Source organism: Chromatiaceae bacterium (assembly GCA_024235395.1).
GTDB lineage: Bacteria > Pseudomonadota > Gammaproteobacteria > Chromatiales > Chromatiaceae > Thiosocius.
The window spans coordinates 86791-111284 of sequence record JACKMK010000002.1 but is presented as its reverse complement, the minus strand read 5'-3'; the positions used below and the strand labels follow the sequence as shown (position 1 = coordinate 111284).

The 24494-nt window shown below is 62.1% G+C and carries 25 protein-coding genes; 13 read left to right on the top strand and 12 right to left on the bottom strand.

The genetic code is table 11. The annotated features are described in order from the left end of the window. Positions 1 to 11: 11 nt before the first annotated feature. The 3 genes from H6955_08555 (at position 12) to H6955_08545 (ending at position 2904) form a co-directional block, all read left to right on the top strand. Positions 12 to 998, top strand: coding sequence for a PA2778 family cysteine peptidase (locus H6955_08555; GenBank protein MCP5313593.1), 987 nt, complete (start codon positions 12 to 14; stop codon positions 996 to 998). Positions 999 to 1200: 202 nt separating this feature from the next. After that, complete coding sequence (locus tag H6955_08550; protein ID MCP5313592.1) at positions 1201 to 1710, top strand: GNAT family N-acetyltransferase; 510 nt, start codon at positions 1201 to 1203, stop codon at positions 1708 to 1710. A 39-nt stretch (positions 1711 to 1749) separates the two neighbouring features. Continuing rightward, complete coding sequence (locus H6955_08545) at positions 1750 to 2904, top strand: M20/M25/M40 family metallo-hydrolase (protein ID MCP5313591.1); 1155 nt, start codon at positions 1750 to 1752, stop codon at positions 2902 to 2904. Positions 2905 to 3021: 117 nt separating this feature from the next. Here the strand turns inward: H6955_08545 and nhaR are convergent, their stop codons facing one another. Further along, the gene (nhaR, locus tag H6955_08540; protein MCP5313590.1) at positions 3022 to 3921 is read right to left on the bottom strand and encodes a transcriptional activator NhaR; all 900 of its coding nucleotides are present in this window, start codon (positions 3919 to 3921) and stop codon (positions 3022 to 3024) included. A gap of 119 nt (positions 3922 to 4040) precedes the next feature. Here nhaR and H6955_08535 point away from each other — a divergent pair, with 119 nt between their 5' ends. Continuing rightward, positions 4041 to 4430, top strand: a complete 390-nt coding sequence (locus H6955_08535) for a ribosome-associated translation inhibitor RaiA (protein ID MCP5313589.1) — start codon at positions 4041 to 4043, stop codon at positions 4428 to 4430. Between the two features lie 9 nt (positions 4431 to 4439). After that, positions 4440 to 5117 (top strand): Bax inhibitor-1/YccA family protein, encoded by a 678-nt coding sequence (locus H6955_08530; protein ID MCP5313588.1) that lies wholly within the window; start codon positions 4440 to 4442, stop codon positions 5115 to 5117. 525 nt (positions 5118 to 5642) lie between these two features. On the opposite strand, the gene H6955_08525 is transcribed toward H6955_08530, so the two are convergent. Beyond that, positions 5643 to 6116, bottom strand: a complete 474-nt coding sequence (locus tag H6955_08525; GenBank protein MCP5313587.1) for an Lrp/AsnC family transcriptional regulator — start codon at positions 6114 to 6116, stop codon at positions 5643 to 5645. 127 nt (positions 6117 to 6243) lie between these two features. Here H6955_08525 and H6955_08520 point away from each other — a divergent pair, with 127 nt between their 5' ends. The 4 genes from H6955_08520 to H6955_08505 all read left to right on the top strand — a co-directional run bounded on the left by H6955_08520 (position 6244) and on the right by H6955_08505 (position 10330). Continuing rightward, positions 6244 to 6867 (top strand): LysE family translocator, encoded by a 624-nt coding sequence (locus H6955_08520; GenBank protein ID MCP5313586.1) that lies wholly within the window; start codon positions 6244 to 6246, stop codon positions 6865 to 6867. Positions 6868 to 6965: 98 nt separating this feature from the next. Further along, entirely contained in the window at positions 6966 to 8414 is a 1449-nt protein-coding gene (locus tag H6955_08515; GenBank protein ID MCP5313585.1) for a TonB-dependent receptor, read from the top strand. A 210-nt stretch (positions 8415 to 8624) separates the two neighbouring features. Beyond that, the gene (locus H6955_08510) at positions 8625 to 9098 is read left to right on the top strand and encodes a thioredoxin family protein (protein ID MCP5313584.1); all 474 of its coding nucleotides are present in this window, start codon (positions 8625 to 8627) and stop codon (positions 9096 to 9098) included. 8 nt (positions 9099 to 9106) lie between these two features. Then, positions 9107 to 10330, top strand: coding sequence for a hypothetical protein (locus tag H6955_08505; GenBank protein MCP5313583.1), 1224 nt, complete (start codon positions 9107 to 9109; stop codon positions 10328 to 10330). A 148-nt stretch (positions 10331 to 10478) separates the two neighbouring features. On the opposite strand, the gene H6955_08500 is transcribed toward H6955_08505, so the two are convergent. The 9 genes from H6955_08500 to H6955_08460 all read right to left on the bottom strand — a co-directional run bounded on the left by H6955_08500 (position 10479) and on the right by H6955_08460 (position 19735). Further along, positions 10479 to 11099 carry a LysE family translocator gene (locus H6955_08500; GenBank protein MCP5313582.1) on the bottom strand — a complete coding sequence of 207 codons (621 nt, stop codon included), beginning with the start codon at positions 11097 to 11099 and terminating at the stop codon, positions 10479 to 10481. Positions 11100 to 11666: 567 nt separating this feature from the next. After that, positions 11667 to 12455: a hypothetical protein gene (locus H6955_08495; GenBank protein MCP5313581.1), complete on the bottom strand. Its 789-nt coding sequence runs from the start codon at positions 12453 to 12455 to the stop codon at positions 11667 to 11669. A gap of 154 nt (positions 12456 to 12609) precedes the next feature. After that, complete coding sequence (locus H6955_08490; GenBank protein ID MCP5313580.1) at positions 12610 to 12831, bottom strand: SHOCT domain-containing protein; 222 nt, start codon at positions 12829 to 12831, stop codon at positions 12610 to 12612. Positions 12832 to 12845: 14 nt separating this feature from the next. Further along, positions 12846 to 15341 (bottom strand): heavy metal translocating P-type ATPase, encoded by a 2496-nt coding sequence (locus H6955_08485; protein MCP5313579.1) that lies wholly within the window; start codon positions 15339 to 15341, stop codon positions 12846 to 12848. Positions 15342 to 15579: 238 nt separating this feature from the next. Further along, positions 15580 to 16074 carry a DUF411 domain-containing protein gene (locus H6955_08480; protein MCP5313578.1) on the bottom strand — a complete coding sequence of 165 codons (495 nt, stop codon included), beginning with the start codon at positions 16072 to 16074 and terminating at the stop codon, positions 15580 to 15582. Between the two features lie 35 nt (positions 16075 to 16109). After that, on the bottom strand, positions 16110 to 16625 hold the full coding sequence (locus H6955_08475; protein MCP5313577.1) for a cytochrome c: 516 nt from the start codon (positions 16623 to 16625) through the stop codon (positions 16110 to 16112). Positions 16626 to 16661: 36 nt separating this feature from the next. Next, positions 16662 to 17342 (bottom strand): copper resistance protein B, encoded by a 681-nt coding sequence (locus H6955_08470; GenBank protein MCP5313576.1) that lies wholly within the window; start codon positions 17340 to 17342, stop codon positions 16662 to 16664. Between the two features lie 33 nt (positions 17343 to 17375). Beyond that, the gene (locus tag H6955_08465; GenBank protein MCP5313575.1) at positions 17376 to 19259 is read right to left on the bottom strand and encodes a copper resistance system multicopper oxidase; all 1884 of its coding nucleotides are present in this window, start codon (positions 19257 to 19259) and stop codon (positions 17376 to 17378) included. Positions 19260 to 19357: 98 nt separating this feature from the next. After that, positions 19358 to 19735: a hypothetical protein gene (locus H6955_08460; GenBank protein MCP5313574.1), complete on the bottom strand. Its 378-nt coding sequence runs from the start codon at positions 19733 to 19735 to the stop codon at positions 19358 to 19360. A gap of 522 nt (positions 19736 to 20257) precedes the next feature. Here H6955_08460 and H6955_08455 point away from each other — a divergent pair. From H6955_08455 to H6955_08445, 3 genes are all read left to right on the top strand, one after another. Continuing rightward, positions 20258 to 20608 carry a hypothetical protein gene (locus tag H6955_08455; protein ID MCP5313573.1) on the top strand — a complete coding sequence of 117 codons (351 nt, stop codon included), beginning with the start codon at positions 20258 to 20260 and terminating at the stop codon, positions 20606 to 20608. A 162-nt stretch (positions 20609 to 20770) separates the two neighbouring features. Further along, positions 20771 to 22000: a redoxin domain-containing protein gene (locus H6955_08450; protein MCP5313572.1), complete on the top strand. Its 1230-nt coding sequence runs from the start codon at positions 20771 to 20773 to the stop codon at positions 21998 to 22000. 33 nt (positions 22001 to 22033) lie between these two features. Further along, positions 22034 to 22477: a DsrE family protein gene (locus tag H6955_08445; GenBank protein MCP5313571.1), complete on the top strand. Its 444-nt coding sequence runs from the start codon at positions 22034 to 22036 to the stop codon at positions 22475 to 22477. A gap of 271 nt (positions 22478 to 22748) precedes the next feature. On the opposite strand, the gene H6955_08440 is transcribed toward H6955_08445, so the two are convergent. Beyond that, positions 22749 to 23369 (bottom strand): DUF502 domain-containing protein, encoded by a 621-nt coding sequence (locus tag H6955_08440; protein MCP5313570.1) that lies wholly within the window; start codon positions 23367 to 23369, stop codon positions 22749 to 22751. Between the two features lie 663 nt (positions 23370 to 24032). Here H6955_08440 and H6955_08435 point away from each other — a divergent pair. Next, positions 24033 to 24395, top strand: coding sequence for a hypothetical protein (locus H6955_08435; GenBank protein MCP5313569.1), 363 nt, complete (start codon positions 24033 to 24035; stop codon positions 24393 to 24395). Positions 24396 to 24494 lie beyond the last annotated feature (99 nt).

Below are 24494 nucleotides of genomic sequence, written 5' to 3'. Positions count from 1 at the left end.
GGCGACGCCGGGTGTCGGGCCGCCCGGGCGCCGTCTTGCTGGCGGCCGCCGTCGCATTGTCGGCCTGTGCGTCGCGACCGCCGTTGCTGCCCGAATGGGTCGCGGCGGGCGCAGCACCTGTCGAGCTTTCCGACACCCCGTTCTTTGCCCAGGATGCCTACCAATGCGGCCCGGCCGCGTTGGCCACGGTGTTGCACCGCACGGGCGTGGACGCGTCGCCCGACGCCCTTGCCGAGCAGGTCTATCTTCCCGGACAAAAAGGCAGCCTGCAGGTCGAGCTGCTGGCGGCGACCCGTCGTTCCGGACGCATCCCCTATGCCATAGACCCGCGGCCACAGTCGCTGTTCGCCGAGCTCGCCGCCGGGCGGCCGGTGCTGGTACTGCAGAACCTGGGTTTCACCTGGATGCCGGCCTGGCACTATGCGGTAGTGATCGGCTTCGACCTTTCCTCCGACAGTTTCATCCTGCGTTCCGGTACCGAGCGGCGCTTGCTCAGTCCGGCGCGATCGTTCCTGCGGACCTGGCGCTTGGCCGGTCACTGGGCGATGGTCGTACTGCGCCCTGGCGAGCTGCCGGCAGGCCCGGACCGCGAACGCTACCTGCACGCCGCGGCGCTGACCGAGCCTTATCTGACACCGGCGGCACGTGGCGCCGCCTATCAGGCCGCACTGCAGGTCTGGCCCGACGATGCGACCGCGCACTTCGGCAGCGCCTTTGCGCTGCATGCCGCGGGCGATCTGGCCGATGCCGAGCACGCCTATCGCGAGTTGCTCGATCGCCAACCGCGACACGTGGCTGCACTCAACAACCTGGCCGAGGTGCTGGCCGCGCGCGGCTGCTACGGCGCCGCGCGCAAGCTGGCGCGACGCGCGCTGCAGATCGCCGGTGTTGACGCGCCAGGGTTGCTCGACGCGATCAACGCAACATTGCGCGACATCCCGCAGCAGCCGGACCGCGCCGTGTGCTCAGACGATCGGGTCGGGGAGCCTGCCCGCTGAGTACTTCCGGGGCCTCATGGTCGCCAGGCCTTGGGGTCCCCACGTCACAGCCCACGGCCCAGGTCTTCGTCGGCCTTCCGATGCTGTTGGCGACGCTGCATCACAGCGGCGGATTGGTAATCGACCGAATCCACTCCGCAGCCACCTGCGACCGCAAAGTTGCGTTAATCTGTAGCGGATTCCACCGAAAGACCAGCAGCACATGCGGAACCAAACCCACAGAAACGTCGTCATCCGCGAGATGGAGCTCGAGGATCTGCCGGCGGTCTATGCCCTTGGCGAGTCGGTGTTCACCGCCGACAAGTGGCCCAGTCTGTACCGTACCTGGGACGAGTACGAGCCCGTGGGCCTATTCAACTCGGACGGAGACTTCTGCTTCGTCGCCGATGCGGACGACACCGTGGTCGGCTTTGCGCTCGGTTCACTGATCGACAAGCGCAAGAGCGCCTGGAGCTACGGCTACCTGACCTGGCTCGCAGTCGACCCGGAGGTGAAGCGCAGCGGCATCGCGACCCAGCTGATGGACGAGATCACCGAGGCCTTCATCCGTGCCGGCGCGCGCATGATGATCGTCGATACCGATGCGGAGAACGACGTCGCGATCAGCTTCTTCCGCCGCCACGACTTCCGCAACGAGGACCGCCACGTCTACCTCAGCAAGAACCTGACCAGCCACCCCGACTACCAGCGGCTGCGGCGCCACAAGCCGTGAGCACAGCGTCCCCCCCCTCTCCGCCGGAGTCCAAAGGCCATGACTGATCCGCTGCGCGCCATTCTCGACCTTGTCGACGACGCCGAAGTCGTCCGCCTGCTCAGCGATGCCGTGGAACAGTACAGCCCTTCGTACGCCGAGGAGCCGGCCATGGAGATCTTTGCCGAGCGGCTCAGTGAGGCGGGTATCCGCTATATGCGTCAGCCGATACCGGAGGAGCACGGTCCCGGTGGCGACCATCGTGCCAATCTGATCATCGAGCTCGGCCCGCAGCCCGCTGCCATGATGTGGGTCGGTCACGTGGACACCGTGCCGATGGTCGACGAGGAGCAGCAGCGCATGCACCGCGAGGGCGATATCCTGCACGGGCTCGGTACCGCCGACATGAAGTCCGGCTGCACCGCGATCGTCGAGGCCGTCGTGGCGCTGGTGCGCTCAGGCGTCGAGCTGCAGCGCGGCCTGACCGTCGCGCTGGTGGTCGGAGAAGAGGAGTACGGGGACGGTTCCGAGGCATTGCTTGAGTGGCGCACCGCCCCGCTCACGGTGATCGGCGAACCGACCGGCCTGGTTCCGTGCGTCGACCACTACGGGTACTACGAATGCCGCCTGACCGCACGCGGCGCACGCGCCCACGCGGCCCTCCCCGAGATGGGTGCCAGTGCGATCCACGCGATGCTGGCGTGGATGCAGCAGATCCTCGAGTCCGGCGGCGAGACCGATTTCGCCGAGGGGCTGACCATCAGCCCGCGCCAGATCAGCGGCGGCGCGGGTCTGTTCATGGTCGCGGAGCACTGCGAGGCGGCCGTCGACATCCATGCCCCGCCCGGCGTCGCGAAAGAGGCGATCGACGCCCTGATCGAGCGGGCGCGCGAGCAGGCGCAGGCCACTCACCCGCGCTGCGAGCTGAGCTACGAGAACCTGTACTGGGCGACCGGCTATGCCAATCTGCCCCAGGACCCACTGCTGGCGCCGCTGCGTCGTGCATTCTCGGCCACCGGGACTGCATGGGAGCCGGCGGCGTTCCGCTCCCATTCTGACGGCAGCCTGTTCCACAAGAAGGGCTCGCTGCCGGTCATCTGCGGTCCTGGCCGGCTGGAGGTGGCGCATACCCGCCACGAGAACGTCTCGTTGCGCGAGACCCAGCAGGCCGCACGCCTGTATGCGGCGATGATCTTCGAGGCCTGCGTGCGCTGAGACGACCGGTCGGCGGACCGGGGTGTCCGCCCCTACCACCCGTTCCGTATCTGTGCGCATCGCCCGCCCGCGCCGGCGCGACGCGGGCAGCGGAAGGCTACGCTGTCACGCAGCCGGTCAGGGCGCCGGATTCAGCCATTCGCGCGCCGTCTTGGTAATCGCCGACACAGCCGGGTGCGAGATCCGGCGTTCCACCGAGATCGCAAAGTATTGTTCACGCACGTCCTCGGTGCTGCCGATGATCTGCACGCCGTATTGCTTCGCCACCTCTTTCGCGATGGGCGTCGATACGATGAATATCCCGGTGCCGGCCTGGCCGAACACCTTCATCAGCGCACTGTCATCGAACTCGCCCACGATGCGCGGAGAGATGCGCAGCCTGTCCAGCCATTCGAGCAGTTTCGCCTGGACAAGGTTCGTCTCGCTGGGCATCAGCAGCGGGGCGCCGTTGAGGCTCGCTGGAAATCCCTTGCGCAATGGCCTGGCCAGTTGCGGTACCGCGAGAAAACTGATGCCGCATTCGCCAAGTACGTGGCTGAAGCCGCGCACGTTGATGCCGGGCGGGATGGGGCCGTCCGCGATCACCATGTCGACGCGATGCAGGGCCAGCTCCGCCAGCAGGTTCGCCAGACTGTTTTCCCGGCAGACCAGGCGTACAGGGTCGGGCATCGCGAGCGCCGGTGCCAACAGCCGGTAGGCGATGGTCTTTGGCACCACATCGGCGATGCCCACCTTGAACACCATCTGCCGCTCCAGCGGCAGGTTGCGCACGGCGGCCTCCAGCTCGCCTCCCAGGGCGAAGATCTCGTCGGCATAACCCAGCATCAGTCGCCCCGCCTCGGTCAGTTCCAGGTTTCGACCCGCCCTGCTGAACAACGCCTTGCCGACACTGTCTTCGAGCAGGCCGATCTGGCCGCTGATGGTCTGGGGCGTGAGGTGCAGACGCTCAGCGGCCCGGGCAATACCGCCCTGCCTGGCGACGACCCAGAAATAGTGCAGATGCTTGTAGTTGATCATCGGGCGCCAATGCTTCGTTATTTTCGAAGTATTGCTCAATTATATTCGACTATTCCTGTGCTTCCAGCGGCACTAATCTCGCAAGCGTCCCTTAAGGCAACAGCGGTCTGGAGGTCGATATGAAGGTCGAGATTCACTCACGCGATTTTTCCCTTACCCGCGCGATGCGTGCGCATATCGAGCGGCGCCTGGGCTTCGCGCTGAAAGCCGGTTACGAGCACGTCAAACGTGTCCTGGTGCGCCTGTCCGACGTCAACGGCCCGCGTGGCGGCAACGACAAGCGGTGTCAGCTCGAGGTGCTGCTGCCGGGCCAGACGGTAGTGGTCAAAGACACCAGGGCGGACTTGTACGTCGCCATCGACCGCGCTGCGTCCCGTGCGCGCCACGGTGTAAAGCGATGGATGGGCCGCCGGCGCGACGTCAAGCGGCCACAGGTCCCGGCGGCACGACGCCTGCTGGAGCAAGACACCGACGCCGATGCCCATCTCCCCGAATTGCACAACGCATAGGAGACGACCATGAACACCAAAGCATTTGCCGTGAACACTGGCGCCACGACGCACGCAGGCGCCCTGGCCACGAACCGCGTACTGCGCAACACCTACGCCCTGCTGTCCCTGACGCTGTTGTTCAGTGCGCTGACGGCGGGCACGGCGATGGCGCTCAACCTGCCGCATCCCGGACTGCTGATCTCGCTGGTCGGTTACTTCGGCCTGCTGTTCGCGACCGCCAAGTTCCGCAACAGCGGCCTCGGCCTGGTGTTCGTGTTCGCCCTCACGGGTTTCATGGGCTACACGCTCGGGCCGATTCTCAGCGCCTATCTCAGCCTGGCGAACGGCGGGCAGATCGTGATGACTGCGATGGGCGGGACCGGCGTCATCTTTCTGGGCCTGTCCGGTTACGCCTTGGCGAGCCGCAAGGATTTCAGTTTCATGGGCGGCTTCCTCATGGCCGGCATCCTGGTGGCCTTCCTGGCCGGACTCGCGGCGGTCTTTTTCGAGATGCCCGGCCTGTCGTTGGTGGTGTCCGCGATGTTCGTGTTGCTGATGGCGGGACTGATCCTGTTCGAGACCAGCAACATCATCCACGGCGGCGAAACAAACTACATCATGGCGACCGTGACCCTCTATGTATCGATCTTCAACCTGTTCACCAGCCTGCTGCATCTGCTGGGCTTCATGAACGGCGAGGAATGATTGCAGCTGTCGACACCCACATCGCGCAAAGACTGTGAATCCACCCTTGTGGGGCCGGCCGGGCCAGTCGGCCCCACAAGGAGGATGGACGATGACCGTTCGAGCCAATACCCGGGTAAACCAACCCCTGTTCGTTCAGCCGCGACTAGGCTCCAGCCATTCCGTGCTCAGCGTTCGCACAATCTGGACAGAAGCGACTGATCGCACCGGAGCGTTTGTCCGGTCCATCATCAGCCATTGAAGGATTGCCCCATCAGCCTCTGCTACCCCATGTCACCCCTTTTCATCCGAAGCAGGGAAACCGGGCACAGTGCATACAGTTCGGCCAGACGTGTTCTCCGGAAGCATTTCTTTTGGGTTTCATGCGGGGTTGGAGAGACGGCAAGAGAGCCTGTCGACAATAAGGCCAATCCTGTATTTGACGATGCACAGACTCGGCTACCGATGTTTCTTCCATTGCCATCGCCCGAGGCCCGAAGCGACTGGGTGACCGATCTGCCGTACCTGACCCGTCACCCTCTTGGCTCAAACAGGCAATGCGGTCGACGACTTCACGTCCTGGAGTGAAAGATTCGACTGCACCGACGCGACCCCCGGCAGATTGCGCAGCCGGTCCCGAATAAAGGTGCCGTAGGCGTCGAGGTCTTCCGCCACGATCTGCATCATGTAGTCGCAATCGCCGGTGACGTTATGACATGAAAGTATCTCGGGCATGTCGGCCACGAGCTCTTCAAAACGCAACGGCACTTCGCCGGCATGGTGCCCCAATGTCACCTGGACGAAAGCCACGACGCCATATCCCAGCTTGGTGCGGCTGAGATTGGCCTGGTAGCCCTGGATAAACCCATCCGCCTCGAGGCGTTTCAAACGGCGCCAACAGGGGGTTTCACTCAAAGCCAGCCTCTCGGACAGTTTCGCGTTGGACAATCGCCCGTCGGTCTGCAGCGCCCTGAGGATCGCCCGGTCAGTGTCGTCAAGATCGTGACTTGAAACATTCATTTCCAATTTACCCCATATTTTGAAATATTCTTTCCAATTATCGGCTTTTTAATAGATAAATAGCAGGATAATTCCACGCCACATGTGGGAACCTGTCGCCCGATATTGCCCACCCCCCAGAGTCGTGATGATGGACCTGTCAGACGTCGCTGTGTTCATGGCTGCGCTGACCGCGGTCTATCTGCTGCCCGGCCCAGACATGGTCCTGGTCATGTCGACATCGGCGCTCAGAGGTCCGAACAGCGGCCTGATGGTCGCACTTGGCCTCGCCTTTTCCAGGGCCCTGCACGTGGCGCTGTCGGCACTCGGCCTGGCTGCCCTGTTCCACACCCACCCATTGCTGTTCGACAGTGTCCGCTGGATCGGTGCCGCGTACCTGCTGTGGCTTGCCTGGAAGATGTTTTCATCTGATGCAATCCGCGCATCGGAAACAGCGACAGAGGCGCACTCAGGCCTGACCGGGCTACGGCGGGGATTTCTCACCAATCTGCTGAATCCCAAGGCGTTGATGTTTTGCGCGCTGCTGCTGCCCCAGTTCGTCTCCACGCAGCACGACCTCACCGGGCAATACCTAATTCTCGGTAGCGCCCTGGTAGGGCTTGGCTTGTTGTTCGATGCGATCTATGCGTTTTCCGCATCGACCCTTGCCAGGCGGCTATCCGGCGCGCGTTGCATCCAGAATGCGGCGAAGGTGGTGTTTTCGAGCGTTTTCGGCGTTGCCGCCGTTCGCCTGGCTTTCAGCGGTAGCTGACAGGAGCCCAGGCAATTGACGTGAATCCAACCGCCGATCTCCGGCGTCGGGGAGAGGCTCGGCAGGGAGGCGCGCAACGATCGCTGCAACACCGACAGATGCCACGCCATAACACGCCACTGCACGTTCGATCAGGTCGGAATCTCAGCGCAGGCAGCTACGACACCCATTTAAGCACCCTGTTTCAAACCACTAACCCCAAGTACAGGCTACGGAGCCATTCTGTGAAGAAGTATCTCATTGTCGCCGCATTGGCCTCGACAGGCCTCTTGCCTCCCACCACTCAGGCCAGCAATGGCTATTTTTCGTACGGTTTCGGCACCAAGAACAAAGGTATGGCGGGTGCCGGCGTCGCCTTGCCGCAGGATGCGCTCGCCGCAGCAACCAATCCGGCCGGGACGCTTCACGTCGGTGATCGCATGGATGCCGGCCTCTCGATCTTCTCGCCGCCGCGCGAGTACACGCAGAACGCCAACAGCGCCGTGGGCGGCGGCCCGCCGATGCCATTTGGCAGCAATGCCGATTTCACCGGCACCGTGGAAAGCGACAAGAACGCGTTCCCGGTTCCGCACTTCGGATATGCGAGGGCCGTCGACGCCGACAGCGCCTTCGGGATCGCGTTGTACGGCAACGGTGGTATGAACTCGACCTACCGTGCCGCCGATACGACCATGGACCTCGGTACCTTCGGCGCAGGCGACACCGGTGTCGACCTGGCGCAGCTGTTCGTCAACTTCAGCTATGCCCGGCGGGTCTCCACAGACCTGACACTGGGCGTCGGCGGCATCATTGCGGCCCAACGCTTCGCGGCCAAGGGATTGGCGAACTTTGGTGCGATGGTTGCCGACGGGACGGCGGATCACCTCACCAACAACGGCTACGATCTGTCCTATGGCGCCGGGATCCAGGCGGGCGCGCTGTGGCAACTCAGCGACCGTTGGTCGGTCGGTGCGAGTTACCAGACCAAGATGTATATGACCAGGTTCGACGACTACAGCGACCTGTTCGCCGGCCAGGGTGACTTCGACATTCCGGCAACGGCGACACTGGGTCTCGCCTTCGCGCCGCGCGACGATCTCACTTTCGTGTTCGACGTACAGCGCATCTTCTACAGCGACGTCCCCGCCCTCGGCAATGCCATGTCTGCGAACATCACGGCCTGTGCAGGAGGCGACCTCGACGCCTGCCTCGGGGCGGATGGGGGCGCCGGCTTCGGCTGGGATGACGTCACCGTCTACAAGATTGGCGCGCAGTGGCAGGCGACGCCGGACTGGACGCTGCGCATCGGCTATAGCAAGGGCAATCAGCCGGTACCGACGTCGGGTATCCTGTTCAACGTGCTCGCGCCGGCGGTGATCGAAGAACATGTCACGCTGGGCCTGACGAAACAGATCGGCAAGGACAATGAGTTCAGTCTTTCGGCCATGCACGGACTGTCCAATGACCTGGACTGTGGCTGCACCTTGCCGATGACCGGCGGTCCAAAGAGCATCAACATCGCAAGTGAGCATTGGGAGATCGAGGCGAGTTATGCCTGGCGATTCTGATGCTACGCGGTCTGCCGCCCCGACTCGAAAAGGGGAACCGCACCGCCCATACGACGGAAAGCGTGCGCCGGACCTCGTCCGGTACAAACACGGGATTCGCACTGCCTGCATCGGTCCGGATGGAGGCGACCAGGTCGCCCAGCGCCAGCCGGGAGACTACGCTGTAGATGACCGGGCGGCCTTTGCCATGCCCAGCGGGAGACAGGGACCATGAACTGCAGGTCGTACGCCTACCTGATCGCCGGACTGCTGGCACTGCCGATGCGCGTGCTCGCCGACCCCCCGGACGCCTATCCCTTCCTGTCTTTCGACCGGGCGATGTCGCAGTCCAGGAGTGACGGCAAACTGCTGTTCGTTTACTTCGGGCGCTATGGCTGCGGCTACTGCGAAAAGACCAACAAGGAGGCCTTTGTCGACCCGGAGGTCAAAGAACGTTATACGAGCCATTATGTGCTCGCCTATGTTGACGCCGAGAGCGGCCGGCGCCTGCGTCTGCCGAGCGGCGAGCGGATCCCCGAACGGGAGCTGGGGACGCGCTACGATGCCCTGGTGACACCGGTCTTCACCTTCATGACACCCGAGGGGAAACCCGTCCTTCGCCTTGTGGGCGTGCAGCGCATCGAGGACCTGATCGACGCCGACAACCGGGTCCAGGCTGCGCTCGCGAAGGTTCGGCAACCATGAAGTGGCTTGTGTTCAAGGTCCTGGTCGGCTCTCTGTTGCCACTTGCAGCGGCCGGCGCACCCTGGACATTCGACACACCTTTGGTCGTGACAACGCCGCCGGCAGAGAAGACGGTTTTTCACCACCTCGATTCATCGGGCCGCCGTAACATCGCCGCGGCCGAAGGGGAGGTAGTCGTCACCTGGGAGGACGACAGCGATGGCGCGCCCCGTATCTACTTTGCCCACAAGGCCTACGAGCAGGCTGAATTCACCGCGCCGCTGCAAATCAGCGGCACGGACGAGGCCTTTGAGCCGAGCGTCCTTGCGCTAGGTGGGAAACGCTTCGCTGTCAGTTGGGAGGAGGCCGGCGACGTCTGGCTGCGGTTGCTGCAGATTGAAGGCACGCCTGCGCTCGGGCCGCCGCAGAGAATCAGCCACGGCAATGGTGCACAGGCTGGCCTGGTACAGGACGGAAACGGGGTACTCGTCGTCTGGTCGGAGCGCGAGGAGCGCTTCGGTCGCATCCGTACGAGACGCCTGGGAACCGATGGATTGAACGTCGTCCAAAACGACGACTGTGCAGTCGATGCCGCGCCGCCTGTCGACGAACAACTGTATCCGACCGGTGTCGAACTCCAGGGGCGGCTGGTCGTGGCCTGGGAGGACCGGCGGCCCAAGCACACGATCATCATGGCTGCCATCGAAGACGAGCCGGCGTCCTGCCGTTTCAGCGCGCCTGTGCGGATCAGCGAGAAGCCACCGGGCAGAAATCTACCCTACGGCGCAGGGCATGGCGTCTCGCGCGTCGCACTCGACCGTATCAGCGATCAACGCCTCTTTGCCGCGTGGGCCGACAAGCGCGACTTCCGTCAAGGCTACGACGTCTGGGGCGCCTTCTACCAGATCGGCGAGTCCGAGTTCGAACAAAACCAGAAGGTGCAGGATGACTTCGGCGGACTCGCCAAGCAGCACCATGCTGCCGTTGCGGGCAACGCTAACGGACTACTGGTTGTCGCCTGGGACGACGAGCGGGAAGGCAACCCGGATGTAGTGCTGAGCTGGTACGAAGACGGCGGCTGGAGCGACGACTGGCCGTTGCCGGGCGCGTCCGGTTCGGGAGTGCAGAGCAACCCAACGGTCACGCTCGATCGCGAAGGCAATTTGCATGTGGCCTGGGTCGAGCGGGACGATGTCGACGGGGCGACCCGTTTGAAATACGGCTTCGGCCGCATCAGCCGGGAGTCGCTTTGAAGGCAGGCCAACCGGCCTCTCGCGACTGCTACAGCCATACGATCCCGTTGTCGACGCGGGCCATGCTCATGTCACCTGAGCGTTAGTCTGGTCGGCACGCCCTCGACGGGTGCAGATACATCCGTGCAATCACTGACCTGGGATATCGCTACCCGCTCTCCATCGCCAGGCGCACACCGAGGACAACCAGAATCACCCCAGATGCCCGGGACAGCCCCTGCTGCACCTTTTGTTTCTGCATCCATCTCTTGCCACGAGATATCACTAAGACCAGGCTACCAAGCCACAGAAGGCTGAGCACATTGTGGATGCACGCCATCAGCAGTGATTTTGCCAGGACCGGATCGCTTGGTGAGATGAACTGCGGCAGGAAGGCGACGTAGAAAATCGCGACCTTCGGATTGAGAACGTTTGTTGTCAGGCCTTCCCTGAATGCACCGCGGATTGCCAGCCTTCCGCGCAGGGTTTCGTTCGCTTGCATTCGACCGGCTGTGCGCAGCGTTTGCACGCCGATCCATACCAGATACAGCGCGCCGAGCCCTTTGATCAGTTGGAACAGCGTTTCTGACTGCGCAACGATTACGGATATCCCCAATGCTGAAACGACCGCATGAATTACAGTGCCGCCGAGTACGCCGAATGTCGTTGCCCAACCGGCTCCGCTACCGAATCGAATGCCATTCTTCACTACCAGCATTGTGTCGGCTCCAGGAGTAATGGCCAGAACCGCTGCCACGAGCGTAAATGCAACCAGTTGTGAGTCGAACAATGCGGTTCCCTTATCGGCGCCAACAGTGGGGATTGGATAGAGTTCGCGTTGGACGCGCTCGACGACTGCTGGCGAACCATGACGGACGACTGCCGCCGTCACTGCCGCGCAGTATTGTATCCCCCTGACAACTTTTCCAGGAAGATGAACGGCCTTGCTTTCATTTCCGAACCGACGTTTCGCCTGAGCGCCTCCGCTTGCCGCACGAATCTGTGCCGGGTAAGTGTTTCAGGTGCGGGACCAGCACTGGCGATAAGCCGTCCGATGGCCCCTGGGTCAAACTCCATGTGTCACTGAAAGCCAGAGACCAGATTGCCGTACTCGGCGATGTGCCGCGGCCACCCTTCGCTGCAATCAACAACTTTCACCGAAGACGTCGATCCCGGCATGTCGCTGCGCCAGTGGTCCACTTCGAGCTTTTCGCCAGAATGGGCGAAATTCTCGTCGCCCAGTTCTTCGTGGGTGAGAAATATCGCGAACCTGCGAAGTTCCTTTTATGGCTTCGGAACGCGAGTGCAACACGACCCAAACCGGGCCGTGCCGCTTTTCAGCTTGAGAGTTACCCGCTCAGTGGCCCCCGCCACCCCCGGCATGGTGCCCAACGATCACCGGGACTATCGCGTAATTGGTGACGACGTTGAGGTGCGTGCTGTTATCGATGCCGCGCGACACCGGGATCTTCTCGCCTCCATGCTCAAACGCGAAGCTGCGGACCGCCCTCAGTTCCAGCAGCCAACCCGGGCAAACCAGGTTCTCGGCGCCTCCACCCACGTGCACCTCGGCATCAGCCCAGGTGATCGGTGGGTCGGTGCCATCGTCCAGCTCGAGGCTCCCTGTCACGACATCACCCTCCAGCATTCCGGCCATGGCAACGTCACACTCGGCCGGAACCAGGTCCCACCGCTCGTCACTGCTGGTTGAGGTGATCCAATGGAAGTGCGTGAAACTGCCCGGCTGGGGAATCCCGCTACGCGCATTGATCAGCCAAATCGGGTGATCGTCGCCATTCACACCACTGTGCGAAACGAACACCGCCTCGGCGGGTACCGCACGCACGTGCCAGCCGACCACACAATCGATCGAATCGACACCGCATTCCTCGTTGTGTTCCCCGGCGCCCCTTGGATGGCGGGCCACCGGCAGGCCTGAGGCTTCGTCGGTCTCTCCGGTGAAATAGATGTACAACCGCCCTTTGAGCGAGCCGTCCCGCTGGCGCTTGTTCTCCATATGGGAATCGATGTGGTTGCCCATCACGAAGTCATAGGGTGGTCGGTGAAGCTCGCCGCCTCCAACCGCCGAGGTAAACGCTGGGAGTGCCGAAGCGATCACTCCACTCGTCAAAGTCTGCCATCTCATGATGAAGTCCTCCTATCAGGATTTCCAACTTGAACTGCAGATCTCGCTGCTCATACGCGGAACCCGATGACACGGAAATCTTGAGCCCCGGTCAGACCCGCCAGGAACCCGCTGGCCTTTACCACTGCACTCGCCACGGGCGTCCCTACAGGGCTCACCTTTGCAACAAATTTCGCTTTCGCTCGTATTCCTCCTCGTCGATCTCTCCCCGCGCAAACCGCTCCTGCAGAATTTCGAGCGGTGACCTGTGCGAACTGTCTCGCTTGCTGTCTGCGGACGTTGCGGCCTTGACCACCCATACGATCACGACGATCAGCAGAATCCAGAACAGCCACATGAAGCCTCCGCCCAAACCCATGCCATGGCCATCGAACATGACCTTACCTCCTGCTACAGCTGTGCACGTCGCAACCGCAACGCATTGCCGATGACCGATACCGAGCTGAAGCTCATCGCCACCGCGGCGATCATCGGCGACAGCAGCCAACCGAAAAACGGATACAACACACCGGCAGCCACGGGCACGCCGAGGGCGTTGTAGACGAAAGCAAAGAAGAGATTCTGGCGAATGTTTCTCATCGTGGCGCGACTCAGGCGTCTCGCGCGTACGATTCCGCGCAGATCCCCTTGCACCAGCGTCACGCCGGCACTGTCCATCGCCACGTCCGTACCCGTACCCATTGCGATGCCAACGTGCGCCTGTGCGAGGGCTGGCGCATCATTGATACCATCACCCGCCATCGCGACCCTGTGTCCTTCGGCCTGCAGCTGGCGGACGATCTCGGCTTTCCGATCCGGGAGCACCTCGGCCTCGACCCGATCGATGCCGAGTTGTTCTGCCACCGCCTTGGCCGTCGTATGGTTATCGCCGGTCAGCATGACAACCCGGATGCCGTCGTCGTGCAGCGCCGCAATCGCCACGCGGGATGATGATTTCACCGGGTCGGCCACGGCGAGCAGCCCCGCCACTCGACCGTCCACCGCGACGAACATCACGCTCTGACCCTTTGTGCGACGCGAGTCGGCTTCGGATGTCAATTCGCCCGGTTCCAGCGACAGTGACTGCAAAAACCTGACGTTGCCCAACGCCACGGACTGCCCGGCGATCGTCCCTTTCACCCCCTGGCCGGTTATCGATTCGAAGCCTTCGGCAGAGTCCAGGGCGATGTCCCGTTCCTCTGCTCCGCGGACGATCGCCTGGGCAAGCGGGTGTTCACTGGCGCGCTCGAGACTCGCAGCGAGACGCAGCAACGCCTTCTCGTCAAATCCCTGCGAGACCGCCACACCGACCAGCGTTGGTTTCCCCTCGGTCAAGGTGCCGGTCTTGTCGACCACCAGCGTGTCGACCTTTTCCATGACTTCCAGCGCCTCTGCGTTCTTGATCAAAACGCCGAGGCCGGCACCCTTGCCGGTGCCGACCATGATCGACATGGGAGTCGCGAGACCCAGCGCACAGGGACAGGCGATGATGAGCACCGCGACGGCATTGACGATCGCATGCGCCAGCCGCGGTTCCGGCCCATAGACCAGCCAAAGCGTGAATGCGAGCAAAGCGACCAACACGACCGTCGGCACGAAATAGCCCGCAACGATGTCGGCCAGACGCTGGATTGGCGCCCGCGAGCGTTGAGCCTCACCGACCATCTGGACGATCCGTGCAAGCAGGGTATCGCTACCGACCCTTTCCGCCTCCATCACCAGCCCACCCGTACCGTTCACCGTGGCGCCGATCAGGCGGTCACCCGCCTGCTTTTCGACGGGAACCGACTCGCCGGTGACCATCGATTCATCGACCGCACTGCGCCCGTCGATGACCTTCCCATCCACAGGCACCTTCTCGCCCGGCCTGATTCGCAGGCGGTCACCGCGATCAACTTGCTCGAGCGGGACGTCTTCTTCGGTACCGTCGGCACGAATAACGCGTGCCACCTTCGGTGCCAGGCCGAGCAGCGACCGGATCGCGGAGCCGGTCCGACTGCGTGCGCGCAACTCCAAGACCTGACCAAGCAATACGAGCGCGGTGATGACGGCCGCGGCCTCGAAATAGACCGGTACCGTGCCGTCCGCATGGCGCATCGCCGGCGGGAAGACATCCGGCAGCAACAGTGCGACGACGCTGTACAGCCAGGCGACACTCACCCCCAGGCCGATCAGCGTGAACATGTTCAGATTCCACGACCGCACGGATTGCCAGGCGCGCACGAGGAACGGCCAGCCACCCCACAGCACCACCGGTGTGGCGAGCACGCACTCGATCCATTGAACAAGACGCATCCCGACCCACCCGGGCAGCCAATGCGGCGCCAGGTCGGCAACCATCGCGAGCATGAACACCGGTACGGCGAGTACGCTGCTCACCCGGAAGCGGCGGGACATGTCGGCAAGCTCGGGGTTCTCCTCGTCGCTCGCCACCTCACGCGGCTCGAGGGCCATGCCGCAGATCGGGCAGTTGCCGGGATGGTCCTGCGCCACCTCGGGATGCATCGGACAGGTGTATTCCGTACGTCTTGCCGCTGTCCCCGGCGATGCGGGCTCCAGCGCCATACCGCATTTTGGGCAAGCCCCCGGGGCATTCTGGCGAACCTCGGGGTGCATCGGGCAGGTATGGACCGACGAGGTCGCCTCGGCTTCGGCACATCGCGAACAACTGTCGTTCGCCGCCGGGCTTGCCGCCTGGTGATGTGCGCCGCCCTCTTCAGCCGGTTGGCCAACGTAGGTTTCAGGCGCCTGCTTGAACCTGTGGAGACAATGCTCGCTGCAGAAGAAGTAGGTCTTCTCCGCATAGCCGACATGCAGCTCACTGTCACCCGACACCGTCATTCCGCAGACCGGATCGACGTATCGACCACGGGGTTCCGCGGTCCGTCCCAAGATGGTCGAACTCATGGCTGACCTCTCTATGTGTTCATTCACACCCTCGAAGACCGCCGAAGTCGAGAAAACCGGATCGGGTTGTGCGTGTCGATGTCCGAACCCGAAGATGATCCAACCGTCAGCGCCGAATAACGAGCGTCACCATCCCGCCCCGATCACGCCGGCCCCTATCCGATCTGATTCCTTGCCTGGACGCCAACCGTGGTCCTTTTCTCACTGAGACTGGATCTTCGCCTCATTGGTTTCGCCGTCATCGGCGCGCAAACACGCGTTCGCGTCCGTCGTTGCCGATCGCCATCACGTCGTAGGGGTCCTGGCGCGGCCCTTCCATGCCGGGCGATCCCATCGGCATGCCCGGCACGGCCAACCCCTTGATATCGGGTTTCTCGTCGAGCATTCGCTCGACCAGGTCGGCCGGTACGTGCCCTTCGATGAAATAGTTGCCCACCTTCGCCGTGTGACAGGACTGCATGCGACCAGGGACACCAAGCTCACGCTTGATCACCTGCAGATCGCGTCGATTCTCGACCTCCACGCTGAACCCGGCGTTTTCCATGTGCTTGACCCACTTCCCGCAGCAACCACAGCTTGGACTCTTGTAAACGACGATATCGGCGGCAGCGCTCTGCTGGGTGACGAGCAGACCAAGCCCTCCGACCAGCGCTGTCAGGCTGATGCCCCAGAATGCCCGTCGCACTGCAGAAACGGGCTGCGACCGGCTCTTGCCTCTTCTATTCATCGTCATGTCTCCTGGTATAGGGATCGCATGTCCCTTTCTGCCTAACGGGTGGCCTGTATGCCACCACTGACCGCGAGGTCACGCTCGTGCCAGATGGCGTAGATCTTGTCCGACCAGTGCGACTGTACCCAGGCGAGGATCGCGTCAATGTCCTGCGACGACAGCTTGTCGCCGAATGCCGGCATACTGCCCCCGACCGGCGCGCCGCCTCGCCGGACAACGGTACGCAAGATCTCGAGCGGGTGATGCCAGGTATGCGCAGTTCCGTTCAACGGTGGAGGTGGCAACCTGCCGTTCGCGTCGCGGGTCTTCCAGTCCTGCGTACCCTCGGCGTTGGGTTTATGGCAGCTCGCGCAGTGCTGCGCGTAAAGGGTCGCGCCGGTGTCAACCTGTTCGGCCGTGTACCAGCGCATTTTGACGGGGATCCCGGCCGGTGCCGCTGTATCCGTCCAGCGTGGTTGCGTATCCGGCTGTTCGCGTTCGCAGGCAGTCGCGGCGATGATCGCGCCAACCATCAGCACCGGTTTCGTCACCTGCGTCACCTTGAACAACGCCATGATCGGTACCTCGCATAAGGTTTCAATATCGCACCATCAGAACCAGGCGCGTACGCCGGCGACGAATTGCACATCATTGGTATCTTCACCCTCTGCACGCGCGAAGTCGGCCGTGTTGCCAAACTTCCTGGTCCAGTTCACGCCGATGTAGGGCGCGAACTCGCGGCGGATCTCATAACGCAGGCGCAACCCCAGCTCCAGGTCGGACAGGCCGGAGCCCGTTCCGGTAGCTTCATCGTTCTTCGTATGCAGATCGATTTTCATCTCTGGCGACAACACCCAGCGCTGGGTGAACATCCACTCGTACTCCGCTTCCAGGCGTGCACCGACCTGTCCGCTCTCGCCGATGAAAGCAGCGGCGTCGATCTCGAACCAGTACGGCGCAAGCCCCTCAAGACCAATCGCCAGCCAGTCACGATCCGGCTTGGGTCGGATGTCATGTCGCCAGCCGACCTGCAGATCCCAGTAAGGCGCGACGGCTCGGCTATACAGCGCCTGCACCTCGGCCTCCTCCGTTTTGCCATCGACATGCTCGACGTCCGCTTTCAGCCACAGCTTGTTCAGGTCCCGCCCGATCCATGCCTGGGCTTCGAGCACGCGCGGGTCGGGCCCGTTGGTGGATCGGATCTCGAGTTGGTTGATCATGACCTTCGCCAGGATCGGATCGTCGTTGCCAGCCGCTTGCGTCAAAGCAGGCAACAACACCAGCGCGGCCATGCCATAGCATCTTGTTCTCATTCCCGATACTCCTTAGCTGACCACGACTTTGCGGAACATGCCGGGCATGTGATAAAGCAGATGGCAGTGGTAGGCCCAGCCGCCCATCGCATCCGCCGTCACCAGGTAACTGAGCATGGCGCCCGGCTGCACGATCGCCGTGTGCTTGCGCGGTATCTTTCCCGGCTCGCCGGTCTCCACGTCGCTCCACATGCCGTGCAGATGGATCGGGTGATTCATCATCGTGTCGTTGATCAGGTTGATGCGCACCCGCTCGCCATACTTCAGCTGCAGAGGTTCGGCATCCGCGAACTTGATCCCGTTCATCGACCACATGTATCGACTCATGTTGCCGGTCAGATGCAGATTGATCTCGCGCTCGGGTTCGCGCGGGTCATCTGTACGTCCGAGTCGGAACAGGTCTGCGTAGGTCAGCACGCGGCGTCCGTTGTTTCGCAGGCCAATGCCTGGATCGTCGAGCCGGTACTGGGCCGCGTCGGCAAGCATGTCGACCTGCGGCCCCATCCGCACCTCGTCATGGGTCACGGGTTCGGCACTGCCGTATCCGGCAGGACCGGACCCCATCGGCATCTCTTGGGCATGACCCACATCCGTCATGTTGTGCTGCCCATGATCCATACCCGACATCATGGCGGCGCCACACTTCATCGCACCCATGGCGGGCTTGGCGTCATCCATGGCCGCCATGGCATCCGGACTGTGATCCATGGACCCCATGCCGTGCATGCCGTGGTCCATTGCCATGCCCATGTCGCCATGGGTCAGGATCGGTGCGGGGTCCATCGACGGTACCTCGGCAACCAGCGATGCGTCCGGCGTAAGCGTCCCTCGCGCGTACCCCGAGCGGTCGATCGCCTGGGCGAACACGGTGTAGGCCCGATCATCGTGCGGCTCGACCAACACGTCGTAGGTCTCGGCGACGCCCATGCGGAACTCGTCGACGGTGACCGGCTCGATGTACTGACCGTCGGCGGCGACCACCGTCATCTTCAGGCCGGGAATACGCACGTCGAAGAAGGTCATTGCCGCGGCATTGACGAACCGCAGCTTGATACGTTCGCCACGTCTGAACAGGCCCAGCCACCCATCGGCGGGTGTCACGCCGTTCATCAGGAAGGTATAGGTGTAGCCGGTGACATCCGAGATATCACGGTCCGACATGCGCATCTCGTTCCACATGCCGCGGTTCGCCCAGAAGCCGCTCCAGCCCTTTTCCTCGAGCTCGGCCACCGCTTCGCCGACGGTACGTTCGCGGAAGTTGTAGTAGTGCGACAGCTTCTTGAGCTTCGCGTAGATCGCGTGCGGGTCTTCGTCGGACCAGTCCGAAAGCACGACCACGTATTCCCGGTCGTAGGAGAAGGGCTCTGGCTCCTTCGGATCGATAACGATTGCGCCGTAGGCGCCCGTCTGCTCCTGAAATCCGGAATGACTGTGGTACCAGTAAGTGCCACTCTGCCTGACGGTGAACCGGTAGCTAAAGGTCTCGCCCGGCTTGATCCCTTTGAACCCGTCACTGATATTCGGCACACCGTCCTGCGAACTCGGCAGGATGATTCCGTGCCAATGGATCGAGCTGTCCTCGGCAAGGTGGTTGGTGACGTTCAGCGTAACGGTGTCGCCCTCTTTCCAGCGCAGGACCGGCGCCGGCACCGAGCCGTTGATCGCGGTGGCAAAACGGTCCTTGCCGGTGAAATTGACCGGCGTCGGGCGGTAAGTGAGGTCAAACCGTGTGCCCGAGAGTACCTGCGGTCCCATCCGTGCCCGCAGCACGTCGGCCTGGCTCGGACGCGGGCTCACGCCCATACCCAGCAACGCCCCACCGGCGGCGAGACCCTGGACGAAGCGACGACGCGAGAGTGAGAAACTGCCACGCGAAGGCAGAAGAATCTTCGACATAGATACGACTTCCTCGTTGCTGTGTGCGATGCGAATACACCGGCACACCGGACAAAGCCGCCTGCTGAACAGGCAGCCGTTCAGTCAGCGAAAGGAAGTCAGGCTTGCGGGGGACGGAGAGGTGGGGTGAGCATGCCGGCGACCGGGCGGTCGCCAGTCAGTGCGGCTTCACTGGATGCAAACTGCTCGAACGCGAGCATTGGCGATGTATCCAACACAATTGCGGTGCCGGCGCAGTGCCCCATCTTGCAGACACCACCCTGACAACAGTCTTTGTCACAACCGTCGCAGTCCTGTGGTGACTGTGACGCATCGTAGGTATCGCTCGTATCCGTCAGACGCTCATGATGGCCGTGGACCATGCTGTGGGCCACCATGGCTGCCTGCCCGGCGTTAGGGGCACAGGTATGCGAACCCGCCATGACGCCGCCGATCGGGCCGATACCGACCAGCAAAACGAGCAGGGCAATCAGCACCTTGTTCGTCTTCCTGAACATGCAACGAGTATAGGCACTCCCTGTTGAAGGTGCTAACTCAGAGCCAGGGAACGCCGAATAGTTCCGGCCCCGTGGTCGTCTGCCCATTTCCACACAAGATGCGCAGGTTTCCCAGGGACCGGGTTAGCTGTAGAAATAAATCCCCGATTTCAATTTCTTACCCGCGAACACCCGACACTCAGCCGAACATCGAAAGCGGCGGTCCGGGAAATCGCCGCGCTCCGAGCTGGTGGAATTCACTGGACGCACGAAATCGTCCACCTCCCCGACCGTCGGCAGACCGCACTCTGTGCCTGACGGGTCCGGCGCGGCCGCCTGTCGGCCGATGGGAATGGAGGCTCCGATTTTCGGCACGCATCGACGGCGAGATTTCACCGCGAAGTCGGAACAGCGCGCCCCCGGATTACGCAGACCCTCGCCCGACCTTGAGTTGGGAGCTAATCTTGAACCCGGACATATCCCCAAGAAGGAGCCTGGATCGTGATTCGATTCATCCACTGTATGAAACGTAAGGAAGATGTTTCCATCGAGGCATTCCGCGCGTTTTGGCACGGCGCCGAATTCAACGACCTCCTCGACAGAATGCTCGGCCTGTCGCTGACGGCCGGTGTAAAAAAGAACCTCACACTCGACATCGACGCGAACAAGGTGCTTCAACAGGAACGCGGCGCAAGACACCCCTTCGACGGTGTCCTGGAGATCCTCTGGCAGTCGGGACGCGACGTTGCCGAGCTGCTCGACGACGAGGAATTTCAACAACTCACACGACAGATGGAAGCGGCGCAGCGTGAGTTTGTCGACTTTCAGGAATCGCGGCGGTTCTTTACCGAGTACGACAGTGATCAGGCCTGAAAGCCCGGAGATACCTCACTCCAGAGCGAATCAATCGTCAATGTACCACCTGGAGTCACGCTTGAATCGCAAGGGCAGCCCCGACGACCTGCACCTTGGCCTGTGGGCCCCGGATGCGGACAACAGCCGAACAAGATGACCTCACCTTCGTTGAGTCTCAGGTTGTTGTTGTTTGTCGTTTGCGCGAGCGCCGAGTGTCACGCCGATGACATCCTCGTACCGACGCCCTCCGGGGAAGAGCTGACCGCCGAGCGATTCCCTGCCGATGGCCGGTACCTGATCGTGTGGTTTGCGCCGGAATACGGATTTCGCGGCAACCACCGCTCGCTGGCCGCGGGACTTGCCCGAGAGGGGATCGAGGTCTGGTTGAGCAACATCCCGGAATCCCTGTTCATGCCGAACGGGACCGAATCGATCAGGCAACTGGACGGAAGTTTCGCAGCGGACATGATCGAGTTTGCCCACGACAGCACGGGGAAAAGGGTTGTGGTTGCCGGGGATTCGTATGGATCCGTGGTGGCGTTGCTGGGTGCCCGCGGCTGGCAACTGCGCAGGCAGAATGATCCGGGCTTGCTGGGCGCCATTCTGTTTTCACCCTATACCTACGCCTCCATACCTCCACTGGGTGAACTGCCGGAGTATCTTCCCATCGTCTCGGCAAGCAATGTCCCCATGTTGATCTATCAGACAAAGGGCAGTGCGATCTTCAGCCAGCTGCCGACGCTGCTGGAGAAGTTGCAGCAACACGGCAACCCCGTGTACACACAAGTCGTACCGGACATGATGGGTTTCTTCTATCAGGATCCACCGACCGTCGCGATGTCCGAGCAGCTGGCACTGTTGCCGGCGAAGGTAAGCCGGATGCTGACATTGTTGGAGGGGCATCCCCTTCCGGCCCAACCCGTCGCGCTTGATGCCGGGGTATCCGTCAAGAGTGGTATCGATGTTGCCCTGAAGCCCTTCCGGGGTGGTGTTGACCCGGTCCCCATCGCGTTGCCGGATACTGCTGGCCACAACGTCGTAAGGGAGAACTTCACGGGCAAGGTGACGCTGATCAACTTCTGGGCCACCTGGTGCCCGCCCTGCGTCGAAGAGATACCTTCGTTGAATCGCCTGCGCAGCAAAATGGCTGGTCTTCCCTTCGAACTGATATCCATCAATTACGCCGAAAACATCGCCGATATCCAGTCGTTCATGGAAAGGGTGAGAGTCGATTTTCCCGTGCTGCTGGATCGCGACGGCCAGTTCGCGCGGCAATGGAACGTCGTCTCATATCCGTCGACGTTCATTATCGATCCGGAAGGGAATATCCGGTATGGCGTGAATGCTGCAATCGACTGGGACGATCCTGCGGTGATCGGCACACTGAAATCACTGCTCAACGGCCACTGACGGTGAAATGCCGCCGGTATGGAGGATGCGAAAATGAACACGCAAAGACAGGTGCAGCAAATCGTACTCGTTGTGCTGATGCTGGGATTGGCGTCTGCCGCCTGTGCAGACGAGCCGGGCGAGGGCTGGGAGAAGATGGTTTTCCACATCGATGAGGCGCGCAATGCGAGATGGGCGCTCATGCTCGCCAACTCCTATCTCGACGATAGCCCTGGCGCGAGGATTGTTATCGTGGCTTTCGGACCCGGGATAGACTTCCTGCTCAACGGCGCCGAAGACGGACGGGGCAACCCCTATGACGCGGCGGTCATGGAATTGGCGGCCAAAGGCGTCGCCTTCAAGGTATGCGCGGCGACGCTCGGCGCAAGACAGCTTGCGAAGGAACGCGTCGTAGACGAAGCAAGCATAGTGCCTTCGGGATTGTCTGAGATCGCGCGACTGCAGATCAAAGAGGGCTACGCCTATTTGAAGCCATAGCGCCAGGCAACCGGTTACCCCCTGTCCGAACGGACGACCCTGTCAGCGGCAGGTCATGTGATTCGTCCGGTCGGGCTGTGCTGCGCATGGTCGACCCGCGCATCATCGATGCGCCAGCATCTTCCCGCTGCTCGCGGGAGCGGTTGGTTTCATAGGCCATAGTATTGCCGTTTCTGAACCTTGCATCGGAAGCTCCGTCACCCGTGGGACTTTGTCGCCGGCCCGTGTTGTTTTTGGCCCGTCGCGACTGCGAACAACCCCCTCGCGGGAATTACGGATGCGACGACGCTGCACCGCTCTCCTCTGATTGCTTCAGTAGCTCTTTCAGGCTTTGTGTCGCGCCCTTGCCGAGGCGTTTCATCAGATTGCTGGCATCCTTGATAGTGACATCGAGTGGCGTCACGCGACCCCGGGCCACCGCACAGACCGACCCCGACCAGGGATCCGGCGCACCTGGCAGATAGACAAGGCACTTTTCCCCGTCCAGCGACTCCACTTCGAAGCCCAGCTGCCAGGAATCATCGAACCTGACCAGTACCGGTGCCAGGTCCCGCGTATCGTCGGGCGTGAGCACGCTGCCCGCCTTGGCCTTCATGAGCGCATACGCGGGAACGTGATCCAGTACGTTGGCCTCCAGGGAGTTAACCGCTCTTTTCGCGGCCGGCGACCGTGCCGCGAGGCCGGCGAGGAAACAGACGACGACAACGATCGCCAACGCGACCAGTTCGGCGATGGCCACGCCGCCAAACGTGTCGACCGGCAGCGCCGCCGCTACCGGTTGTGCGAGCTTACCGGTCAGCTGCAGCGCCTTGTCGACGATGGCAATGAAAATGACGATGGGAACCAGAAAAACGATGCCCCCAAGCACCGTCGTTTTGAAAAAGCTGAGCATTATCAGATCCACCAGCAGAATCGCCCGGAAGTGGGACGTATCCCGAAGTCTAGCGATCGTTTGAGCCCGGTGACACGGCCGGAGACCGAAACGCACGAACGCGCTCAGCGTGGTGACGGGCGGCCGGACCCTTCCAATGGCGGCGACGATCTGAAGGTCCTTTGGCGCGGTCAGTTATCCGGTCCGCTCGACCGAGTCGGCAGGTGCGGACCAGGACACCGTCGCGCGTATTCCAGGTACGCGATGGCGGGCCGGATGCGCGATGGTGCTGCGCTACGCCGACCTGACGGCCGCGCACCCGGCGAAGTGCGGGGAGCGGTTGTGGGCGCCGAAGTTGGCGGTCACATCCATGATGGCTACACGCGGAATCAGAAAACAAAGCCCAGAGCCAATTGCTAAGCCTTTGTCTTTAATGGCGCGCATGGAGAGATTCGAACTCCCGACCTCGTGGTTCGTACGCGCGTTTCGTGAGTATCAGGTCCGGGCCGACCCGCTTCCCTTTGTCCCAGGGCGCAGGATGGGCGAAGCGTGTCGGACCCTATGTGAGCAATGGCATTGCCAGCTCCGCCATTGAGTGAAGGAATCAGTGGGATCACGCCGGGACTTGCTTCGGTCACCAACGGGGTTGCCTGTTGCTCCCCAAAAAGACAATCTCTGCAGAACATGTCCAAGCTACTGATCAAATTGCGCCATGCGCCCGAGGACGAGATTCAGGAAATCCGTGGCCTGTTAGAGAAGCACCACATAGCTTTCTACGAGACGCAGGCTGGACCCTGGGGCGTCTCCGCCCCGGGTATCTGGCTGAAGAGCGAACACCAGTATGACCGTGCGAAGGCGTTGTTGGCTGACTACGAGGAACAGCGTTTCCGCGACAAACGCGCTGAGTACGAGAGCCTGCGTAGCGCTGGTCGACACCGCACTTTTCTACAGAACCTGAAAGAGAACCCCGTGCAGATCATTCTCTACAGCCTGGTCGCGGGGCTGGTGCTGTACTTTTCGATCAGCCCATTCTTTCCGGACAACTGAACCAGGAAACGACAAAGCGCCACGCGGAGCGCGGAATTGTGATTCTTGAGCGATAACGGCGGCTTGCGGCTGCGGATCCAACCGGCCGACGCAACACAT